An 11601-nucleotide genomic window follows, 5' to 3' on the forward strand; every position below is an offset into this window, starting at 1 on the left:
GATTTCCGATTCAGACCCGTTCGAATCTTCCCGTCCAATTCAACTTGCAACGAGGTTGTTTTAATACACCGATTCGCTGGAATCCTGCTCCGACACTGATGATGAATGGCTCACCGGTAACAGTAACAACAGTCCCGGATTCCGGTATTCTGCGTGCAACAGTAAATGTCCCTTTAGCGGATATCCGACAAGTTTGGACATTGACTGTTCGCGATTCCTTGAATCGAACGGTTACCCGAACATGGCAGACTTGGCATAATGAGAATCTACAGGTAAGCGCTGGTTGGCTTGACCCTTACAACGACGTCGAGTTATCACTTCCATCACAAGTCTCGAGCAGCGTCGACTTAACGGGTATAACGATTTCTCAAATTGCGGGAAGCGATTCGATTCTGTTAGCAGTCGGGATGAACCGGATTGGCGATTCGACTCGAGTATTATTGCACATCGGTTCGGAAATTGCCGGGGAAGTAGTTAGCACAGTAAAGAATGCTGCAGAAGTTGGCGTTCCGGAATGGAATGGAAACGGAGTAGAAATTGTACTCTGTAATCCGAGTGCACCGAACTATACATCAACCACTCACAATCGACTGATAACTGGACGCGATCCAATTACAGTTTCGATACCAGTACGGGTAGCTGTTGCTAATGGTAATACTTTCTCCGTTCGTTTAGCACTATCCGATGTCGAAGCAGTGTTAGGTAGTTGGAATCGTCCGTGGTATTTCGGAGCATTTTCGTATCTCGGCGGTACGATGCAAACCGAAGGCGATGCCATAGAGATACCTGCAAATTGGGGTGGCGATGTAAGTGACCTTGATCCCGATGCTGTCGATATTTTAGTGTCGCCGGGCAGTGGATTACAGACTCGGATGTTGCGCAATTGGTCAGGTAATCGATTGGCAACTTTGGATGGAAAGTATCGCGGCTTCTTACGAGTCAATGCATCCGAAATCGGTATGAATCGCAATGTTCCCTTTGTTCAAATGCTGTCGCGAGGAACCGAATATACCGTGCGTCCGAATTGGACACTCACCGCAATTTGTTCGACTGCGAATGTGACGACCCGACGATTTTATCAGAATGGTGCTTCAGTTCCCTTTACTCAAATCGGCGATACCATTCGCGCAGCAGTAACATTAGCACCCGGTGCCAATGTGTTTCATGCCGAAGCAGATAATGTCAATGGCATTGGTCGCAGTTCATCGATTCTCTTCCAATACGAAGCGGATCAAGGGCCTAATGTTATATTAACTGCAACAGTAAATGGAAACAACGGAACACTTGACGCATCGGGAACAACCGATCCAACTCCCGGCGATTTGATTACTTATAGCTGGACCGCCGATAGCACGAATCCATCGATGGTTACGATTCAAAATGCGAATCAAGCTATTGCAACGATTACACGACCGAGTGTGAATGGCGAGTACTATTTCAAAGTAACTGCGAGCGATCAACATGGAAATGTTCGTTATGGAAAAACCTTCTTCCGGGTTTGGACTGAAGGATGGAATGCATTCAATACAAACGAAGCGGCGTGGTGGTTAAACGATGCATTGTTCTATGAAGTATTCCCGCGTAATTACTCGGCGAATGGCGGCATCCAAGGTGTTACTGCCGATCTCGACCGGATTCGAGCATTAGGGTTTAATGCGATTTGGTTGACACCGATTTTCCCGGGACCGTCCGAACATGGCTATGCAATAACGGATTATTTCGGCATCGAAGAGGATTATGGCACTGAGGCAGATTTCCGTGAGTTTATGCGCCAAGCGAAGTTACGAGGGTTTCGGGTAATCCTCGATTTAGTTGCCAACCACACCTCAATTGAGCATCCCTTTATGCGCGATGCTCAACGGTTTGGTCGTTTCAGTCCCTATTGGGATTTCTTTGACCGCGACGGCAATGGACGTTATACCTATTACTACGATTGGACGAGTTTACCGAATGTCAATTCTAATAATCCCGACGTGATCGACCATTTCATTCGTGCTAGCAAGTATTGGATGGAAGAGTATGGTGTCGATGGATATCGGTGTGATGTGGCTTGGGGCCCGCAGAACCGGAACTCGAATTTCTGGATTCAGTGGCGCAACGAATTGAAAAAGATTCGACCCGATTGCTTCCTACTTGCGGAAGCCGATGCTTCGACCTTCACATCTTTCGAGAATCGGTTTGATGCCGCAATGGATTGGAATCTACACCACTCACTCCCCGGCAGTTTCCAGAATATATTCCCGGGACCACCTGCGATTTCCGATGTCGTAAACGCATTAACGAATTTTGGCGTGGGGTATCCGGGGTATAAGTATCCCTTCCGCTTCATGGAAAATTTTGACGAAGTGCGCTACATCTCGGTAAAGACACCGGAACAGACCCGCACGGCGGCAACGATGTTGCTCACAGCAAATCAAATGCCGATGATTTATGCTGGTCAAGAACTTGGCATGACCAGTCAACGCGGTACTATCGAATGGGGTAACGATCCGAATAACATGTTGGCGCATTACACGAATTTACTATATGCCCGAGCGCGCATACCGGCTCTCCGAACGGCGAATTTCGAGCAGCTCACACACAACAGTGGTGCGCCGGTGCTATGCTATGGACGCAATATCGTGGGTGAGAACAAAGTGGTAACGATGGTGAATTTTGCTCCGACATCGCAAGTGGTAACAGTGAACATTCCGACGGGATGGAACCTCGATGCAGGCACAACATATTATGTAAACGACCTGTTGGCGAATACCCGTTTTACCAGAACCGGCGCTCAATTGACCACGATAACAACCAGTTTGAATATCCATGGTGCGAAAGTTTACGTACTTTCAACCGAACCCTTTATCGTCGATGCGCCTGATCCATCATTGGTGGAGATTCCGGTCACGACTCAGTTGGGAACGTTGTATCCGAATCCTTTCAACGCCACTCTTAAGATTCCTTTTACTTTGGCGCAAGGCGGTGAGTATAAGCTGGCAGTTTTCGATATCCTTGGTCGGCAAGTGAAGACGGTAGCAGCCGGGAAATTGCGACCGGGTTTTCACAGCGTACTTTGGGATGGCACTAATGATAACGGTCTCGCGGTTTCCAGCGGCAATTATTTTGTCCGATTGGCAGCGCCGAATCATGCCGCCATTGTGAAAAAAGTCGTGTTGTTGCGTTAGTAGTATTTCTTTTCATTTTCTTTTGTCACATAATTGGAGTCACGAGATGATGCAGTCTCGATCCATACGATTTCTTGGAATTTTCATATTCCTTTCGGTAGTTACGTCTGCTATTGCCGGCATTACTGGTAAACTTGCGGGAACGGTGAAGGACAACCAGAGTGGTGAAGCCATTATCGGCGCATCGGTTCAGATTGTAGGTACAACACTTGGCGGTGTCACTGATCTCGATGGCTATTACTATATCATCAATGTGCCACCGGGACAGGTAGAACTGACAGCATCAAGCGTTGGTTATCAAGCGAAGCGGCAAACGAGTATTCGCATTCAAGTCGATCAAACGACAACAATCAACTTTGCCTTGCAACAAACCGGCGTGGAAATGTCAGAAGTGGTTGTACAAGCTGAGCGACCCATCATCGAAGTCGACCGGACGTATTCGATTTCGAGTACGAGCGCAGAAGACCTCAAAATGATGCCGTTAACGAAAGTAAGCGAGACGGTCGATCTCCAAGCTGGCGTCGTCGATGGTCACTTCCGCGGCGGTCGCAAAGGTGAAGTCGCTTATTTAATCGACGGAGTGCGGGTAGTCGATGCATACTCGAACGAACAAGGTACCGAAGTAAATACCGCCGCCGTGCAAGAGTTACAGGTGATTTCCGGGAATTTTAACGCAGAGTATGGTCAAGCGATGTCAGGCGTTGTAAACATTGTTACCAAAGAAGGAAACGAAGAGAAAGTGCACGGCAATGTTAACTATACTGGCGGTGGTTACTTCACGAATCACTCGAAACAGTTCCCGATGATCAGCGATGCAGGCACGCTCGATCGGATTCGCGATCTTGGCGTTACGCTTTCCGGTCCGGTGATTGGCATACGTGGTTTGAATTTCTTCTTCGATGGACGAGCCTTGGATGATGGCGGGTGGCAATTCGGTGAGCATCGATTCAATCGTGCTCATCAAGTGATTCCCTCTGATACGTCGGCATGGATTAACCTTCCCGGTCAAGCGGCTTTTGTTCCGAGCTACGGCGACGGCTCCCATGCTGAGATGAATTATGAGAAGCGAATGTACATGAGTTTCAAACTCGGATACCAGTTAACCCAATTTATACGATTGACAGGTACATCGATTCTTAGTAACCGCGAATACAAAGAGTATGACCACGACCGGCGATTGACACCCGACACCGATTACACCCGGTACAGCTTCGGTCGAACGAATTTATTCAAAATCAGCCACACGCCCCACAAATCGCTGTTCTACGATTTAGCTTATGCGAATAACTACGCTGAGTATAAGCACTATGTTTTTGAAAATATGTTCGATACGCGGTATGCAAATCCGATCTACAACGATGTCAATCCGAGTTATACGTTGGAAATCGGTGGCGATAAAATGCAGCATTTCCGACGCTATACGAACACCCACCAGGGGTTGGGCAATGCATCATGGCAAGCGACAAAGATCCATTTCGTGAAATTGGGTTTTGAGTTACAACAACATCAGATTCATTACAGTGACATTACCCCGGTAGATACGCTTTCGGTATCCCTGAATCCCGATGGCACAATCGCATTTCGACCGGTAGTTCTCGGTCCGGAATCGCGCAATAACACCCAGTATGATCATTTTCCAAACGAATTAGCGGTGTATCTACAGGATAAAATCGAGTTACCCAAATTAGTCGTAAACTTAGGACTGCGGTTCGATTGGTTCAATCCGAATGCCAGCGTACCGGCTGACCCGATGGATCCCGACGTCTACAATCCCCGGCGTACTTACTACCGCGACTCGTTGACCTTTGATCAACGCGAGAAACTTTGGTGGAAAACTGTCGATGCGAAATGGCAGTTTAGTCCCCGCTTCGGTATTGCCTATCCCGTTAGTGAGAAAGGGGTGCTACACTTTGCGTACGGGCATTTCTTCCAACGTCCAAGTTATGAAGTTTTGTATACCAATCCCGGTTGGAAGTTAAATCCGGGAACCGAACTCTCTACCGTGATGGGTAATCCCGACTTGAAACCGGAACAAACCGTGAGTTATGAGTTTGGTTTGCAACAGGAAATCGCACCACGTACTGGAATGCAAGTGAGCTTCTACCAACGCGATATCCGCAATTTGGTATCGACCGATAAGATTATTGAAACCTATGGCAATTCGCGGTATGCCCAGTATGTGAATCGTGATTTTGGACAGGTGCGCGGCGTATTGTTGGCAATCGACCGTGGCTTCTCTCAGAATTTATCGCTGGGATTCGATTACACATTCCAAATCGCCGAAGGAAACGCATCCGACCGGCAAGACGCGTACAATGCAAGCAGTGGCAGCAACAACCGCGAGCTAAATAAGCAACTAGTCCCATTGAATTGGGATCGCCGCCATACACTAAACTTGATTGTGAATTACAACGATCCAACAACGATTGGTGTCTCTGCGATAGGTACGATTGGCAGTGGATTACCCTATACGACAACCTACCAAGGGATCCGTACGGCAGTAGAGAACGATGGTCGTAAACCGACCTATTATAATCTCGATTTGAGCATCTTCCGCTCATTCAATATCTCCAACCGGTGGTCGAAGAGTATGAAAGCGCGGGTCACGTTAGCCGCTCGCAATGTGCTCGACATCCTGAATGAGAACAACGTTTACAACGATACCGGACGAGCTACCTATACATTGGATCGCCAGACGGCGCACGAGTATGCGGCAATCAACACTTTAGACGAATTGTACACCCGACCCGATTACTATTCACGTCCACGGGAAGTACGATTGACTATTGGCGTTGAATTTTAACTAAGTTGAACGATTCGCAGTGTAGTTTGGAAGCCGATGCATGCAGCGATTAATAAAACTCCAATCACATTGCAAAGTATCTACTTCCCGGGAATACAGAATTGTCACTCTGGAAGGACCGAATTCGATTGGTGGAAATTTCTTATGAACCGTTTTCTTACAGCAATTTTACTCGTTTTGCTTGGTGGAGCGTTTGCACTTAGCACATTTGCTCAACCACAGCAAATGGTACGCTATAAGGGTGACCGACTGTACCGTTATAAAGCTTACCACAACGGAAACAAAGTCAGTACGGTGTTTTACAACTACGGGTTAATCGGGAACCTTGGCGAGCTTTCCGGTGAATGGCCGCAAGGAACCGGTGATGAATACATCGGCGACGTAAACCCGTTAATCGGTATCGAATTTGTTCATCCCAACGGCGACACACTGCGGTCGGCGATTACGACTGATGGGCCGCGCGGCAACACCGACGGTACCAGTCAGGGCGGCACTGCATGGGTATTCGAACCGATTCCAGGATTCGCTGCCATGCCACAACCGGGGGCGCAAGGGCGGGTTGCGATGTCGCACTTGCCATCAACTTGGCCGGATTATTGGCCAGACAAGATGTATACCGATCTGCGAGACTACCATTGGAAAACCGACGTTAACGATCCCGGTTGGCGGCGTCAATGGAATGGATATTTCGGCAAAGACCAAATGCAAGCCGATCAGGAAAGTTACTTTGTCGTTGATGATCAAGCCGATGTTGAATGGTTTTCCCGTCCTGACCGCAACGGTAATAATGTTTTTTTCTATCCCGACTCGACCGATAGTACCCGCCGTGGCTTGGGAATCCGGATGACGGTTCGCGGTTTGCAATGGTCGCACTTTCTCGCCGAAGACTGTATTTTCTGGTTGTATGATGTGACCAATGTTTCGACGACACCATACGACAAAGTTGCATTCGGTATGGTGGTAGGCACATTATCGGGCGGTCGTAACGACAGTCGCGACGACTTGGCGTACTTTGAAATCGAAAACGACATTACCTATTCCTGGGATAGCGACGATGTTGGCAGCCCCGGTTGGGTGCCGGTTCGTCCCGGTCAGATAAACGTAGGTTATGCCGGTTATGCCTTCTTGGAATCGCCCGGCAATTCGGTAGATGGTATCGACAATGATGGCGATGACGATTCGGTGGGTGTTGCACCAACTCTGAATATCCCCCTGATAACGCAAATGACCGATCCCCATGTTCTTTCACAGGGTGATCGCATAGTTATCATCGATTACAACACCTATGCTCGCACCGTCGTCACTCTAAACGATACGATTCGAGTGAATTTCCGGGGAAGAGAATTTCTGGTGTATCCCGGAATCATCGTGGATGAAGCTGGCTCGAAAGGAAGAAACGGTTACGACGATAATTACAACGGTCTCATCGACGAACGTCAGGATCATGCTGGACGAAAATACAAAAATTATGTGAACAATCTTGGTATTCTCGACCGGATGATTGATGAAGCTCGTGATGATGGTATCGATAACGACATGGACTGGAGTGCTGCAATCGACGATGTCGGGGAAGATGGCAAACCCGCTACGGGTGACACCGGCGAAGGGGACGGAGTGCCGACTGCTGGTGAACCGAATTTCGATCAAACCGACGTCGATGAATCAGATCAAATCGGTTTAACTTCATTCGAGTACTTCTCACCTCCAACTGGCTTACGGATGCATGATGACGATGGGATCTGGGATCGAATGTCGCCGGGTCGCTTTGATAACACATCACCTAATCCGGAAGATGGCGATTTTATCTACGGAAGCGGCTATTTCCCATTGCTGCCGGGTCAGACCGAACGATTTTCGATGGCACTTTTGTTTGGTGAAGATTTACAAGACATCACCGACAACAAAATCACCGTCCAGAAAATTTACAACGAGAATTACCGATTCGCCCGTCCACCGGAGAAGCCCACCGTAAAAGCGGTAGCAGGTGATGGTAAAGTAACGCTGTACTGGGACGATGCAGCTGAGCGTTCCTTTGACCCGGTGAATGGTTATGACTTTGAAGGGTACAAGATTTACCGTTCTACCGACGCCGGCTTCCTTGAAACGTTTACGATTACCGATGGTCGAGGACGAAAAGTGTTTAATCGACCGCAAGCCCAATTCGATTTGAACAACGAGAATTACGGTTACTTCCCGCTATTGGCAAATGGCGCAAGTTTCTACCTTGGAGATAATTCGGGATTGCAGCACGTTTGGACCGACACCACTGTAGAAAACGGTCAAACCTATTATTATGCTATATGCTCGTACGATAGGGGTGATGCAACAAAGAACATCTTTCCGGCTGAAACTCCGAAGTCGATCTTAGTTGACGTCAGTGGTGAGTTAATACTCGATAAAAATACTGCCGTTGCTAAACCGGTCGCACCATCCGCCGGATATATCCCTGCCCAAGTGCAGACCGTTCAACACATCTCTGGAGGTGCCACCGGACAGATCTTTGCTGAGATTCTTGATCCCAGAAATGTCCGTTCCGATGCTACGTACAATATCACGTTTGTCGATTCGGCGGCGGGAACAATCGCATTCCATCTATTGCGAACGATTGGTTCCCAAACCGATACTGTGCTCTGGAATCAAAGGTTCCTCAATGAGAATCTTGATTTGCGGTTAGTACGGGAATTCAGTTCCTATTACGAAGAAAAGTTTGGCATCGCTGACGGTACCTATGATGCTTCCCGGTATTTCGATATGAAGATTGGTCCAGTGGTGGATGGTCACCGATTGTTCTTCTTGAATCCACGAACAACATCACTCATTGTGGAAGCGAGTAAGTGGCTACACACAGCGGCAGCAATACCGCTTGACTATTCCCTGAATCCAGCGAATTACTCACAAGCATTTTTAACCGGTCGGGAATGGCCTTCTGATTACGACCTAATTTTCTACCCGAGTATTGTCGATACAACGATGCATTTCCAATGGTATCCGCAGTATTCGTGGGGCATCAATCTTCCGGCAAAAGCAGTAAACTTCCGGGTTTACAACCGCACCCGCGGCGAGTTTGTGACCATTGCATTCGATGAAGCGAATAGCGACACCGTTAATGGCGGTACCGGAATCCCGGCACGATGGGATCCCAGCAATGTCGCTTTGATATTCGAGCGGACAACTACTGCAACCAGTAGCGACACATTGATTTTAACTTGGGCACTCACCTTGAAGAAGAATCTGTATGGTTTGGGTGATATTCCGCAGGCCGGTGATACACTTGCTCTGCGAATTTATCTTCCATTCTCCGGTGGAGTGACAGGCGACCGGTTCAACTACTCATTGCAATCGGCACGGGTAGACAAGAACAGCGCTGACTTATCGCGGATCAGGGTGTATCCCAATCCTTATGTCGCAGCCTCAACACAGGAACCATCCAATTCCTTCTCGAGCGGACGTGGAGAGCGCCGAATCACTTTCACCCATCTTCCAAGTGAGTGTAAAATTCGGATATATACGGTTCGCGGCGATTTGGTTAAGACCATTGATCATCGTTCCGCACTGGAAGATGGCACCGAGACATGGGACTTACGGTCGAAAGATGGTCTGAATATCGCCTATGGCGTTTACATTTATCATATCGATTCGCCGCTCGGTAAACATGTCGACCGGTTCGCGGTAATCAAGTAGGCATCCATAATGACGACCAACTCAAACCGTTTTCCGTTTCGCAATTTGTTGGATGAGAATTTCTTCATCCACCGCTTCGTGCGTCATGAAGCAGCTTTTCTTGGGAGAATGCAAGTGCGTACTTTTACCCGATTTGCTATCGTACTATTGTTAGTAGCAGGGTGCTCTTTGCTTGCTAATGCACAATCAAAAGTGGGCACTACTGCGGCACCATTTTTGAACATCGCTATTGGTGCTCGTCCGCTGGGCATGGGTGGCGCTTATACAGCGGTAAGCGGCGATGCGGCGTCATTGTATTGGAATCCAGCATCTTTGGCGCGACTCAAGCAAACTGAAGTGGTTCTTTTACATACAAAATGGTTAGCGACCATGAACTTCAATTATGCCGGAATCGCGATGCCATTGGAAAAAGGTGCTATCGGGTTTCATGTTACGATGCTTGATGTCGGAGAAATGGAACAGACAACCGAAACCCAGCAAGATGGCACGGGACTGTTCTTTTCGGCGTATGATGTATCCGGTGCGATTGCTTATGCATATCCACTCACTGACCGGTTTTATTTCGGTGTCAATGGAAAATTCATCTACCAAAGAATCTGGAATGAGACTGCATCGGCAGTTGCGTTGGATTTCGGAACGCTGTTCCAGACACCGTTCGATAAACTATGGCTTGGAATGGCGATCTCGAATTTTGGTACCGATATGAAGATGAGTGGAAAAGATTTGTATCACTACTACGATCCGGCTCCAAATCGAACCGGTAACAACGATAAAGTACTTGCTGGCATTGAAACGGATGAATGGCCATTGCCATTAAATGTACGGTTGGGACTTGCCTATTATACGAAGGTTATCACCGAACAGAATCAAGTTACCTTGGCAATGGATTTCGTTCACCCGAATGACAATACCGAGAGTATCAATCTCGGCGGCGAGTATGAATGGAACCGGCAGTTTGCATTGCGCGCCGGTTACAAAGCGCTCTTCTTACAAGATTCTGAGGAAGGCGTTACTGCAGGTATTGGATTGAAACTCCCGTTCGCGGTCGATAAAACTGCGAAGTTCGATTTTGCTTATGAGAACTTCAATCGACTGGGCGGGGTTATGAAGTATTCGTTAGGTCTTATGTTCTGATAAGGTAACAGTGCAGCGGCGGCAACATAAGTTTATTCACAATAAAGAAAAGAAGGAGGTCCTCTATGTCGAGGAAACTGTTCGTTAGTTTAATCGTACTTGCGGGAATGGCGTTGCAAGCGTTAGCCGTTTCGGTAACGTTTCAAGTCAACATGCGGGTACAACGGGCGTCGGGTAATTTCTCTACGGGCGACACTGTAGTGGTTCGTGGCAGCATGAATGGCTGGAGTGGTAACGCAAATTATGGCGTTGCTACCGGTGGCGATTCGATTTATTCCATAACAATGGATATACCAACCGGTAACATCGAATACAAATTCGCTATCGTTCGTCCAACCGGTGATGTTTGGGAAGGCGTAAACAATCGTCAATTCGCCGTTCCGGCAACTGGTCCCGTCACGATTCCAGCAGTTTACTTCAACTACCAAACCGTTGTTGCAAACTACGATATCGAAGTGTTCTTCCGCGTAAATATGAACGTACAAATTCTATCCGGTAACTTCATCGCTGCAAATGACTGGGTTGTCATTCGCGGCGGTCATGCTGCCCTTGGTAATTGGGGCGGCGCGGTAGCGCGGTTAACCGAAGAAACCGGAAACCCCGGCATCTATTCGGCATGGATCCAAATCTCAAGTACCGCAATTGCGCAAGCGATTGAGTACAAGTTCGTTTACTTGACCGGCGGTAATCCGTCAAATGAAACCAGTCACTGGGAAACTATTGCGAACAACCGTTCGATCACACCGAGTGGATCCGAACCGGATGTTTTACCGCCCCCGAGTGGAAATGGCTTCCATGAAGTAATGCCGAATCCGG

5 protein-coding genes are annotated in these 11601 nt (G+C 48.0%); all 5 read left to right on the plus strand.

The genetic code is table 11. The features are described from left to right. On the plus strand, positions 1 to 3167 hold a 3167-nt coding region (locus tag OEM52_10230; protein MDK9700508.1), incomplete at its 5' end, for an alpha-amylase family glycosyl hydrolase. A gap of 46 nt (positions 3168 to 3213) precedes the next feature. Further along, a complete protein-coding gene (locus OEM52_10235; protein ID MDK9700509.1) occupies positions 3214 to 5970 on the plus strand; it encodes a TonB-dependent receptor in 2757 nt (918 codons plus the stop codon). 144 nt (positions 5971 to 6114) lie between these two features. Further along, positions 6115 to 9651 (plus strand): hypothetical protein, encoded by a 3537-nt coding sequence (locus OEM52_10240; protein ID MDK9700510.1) that lies wholly within the window; start codon positions 6115 to 6117, stop codon positions 9649 to 9651. Between the two features lie 9 nt (positions 9652 to 9660). Next, on the plus strand, positions 9661 to 10785 hold the full coding sequence (locus OEM52_10245) for a PorV/PorQ family protein (GenBank protein ID MDK9700511.1): 1125 nt from the start codon (positions 9661 to 9663) through the stop codon (positions 10783 to 10785). A 65-nt stretch (positions 10786 to 10850) separates the two neighbouring features. Further along, positions 10851 to 11601: hypothetical protein (locus OEM52_10250; protein MDK9700512.1), on the plus strand; the 751-nt coding region annotated here is incomplete at its 3' end.

The organism is bacterium, from assembly GCA_030247525.1.
In the GTDB taxonomy this organism is placed as follows: Bacteria; Electryoneota; JAOADG01; order JAOADG01; family JAOADG01; genus JAOTSC01.

Bases quoted from the DNA above. Each gene is read 5' to 3' on its own strand.
- OEM52_10235 (MDK9700509.1), top strand. From the start codon at position 3,214: ATGATGCAGTCTCGATCCATACGATTTCTTGGAATTTTCATATTCCTT.
- OEM52_10240 (MDK9700510.1), top strand. From the start codon at position 6,115: ATGAACCGTTTTCTTACAGCAATTTTACTCGTTTTGCTTGGTGGAGCG.
- OEM52_10245 (MDK9700511.1), top strand. From the start codon at position 9,661: ATGACGACCAACTCAAACCGTTTTCCGTTTCGCAATTTGTTGGATGAG.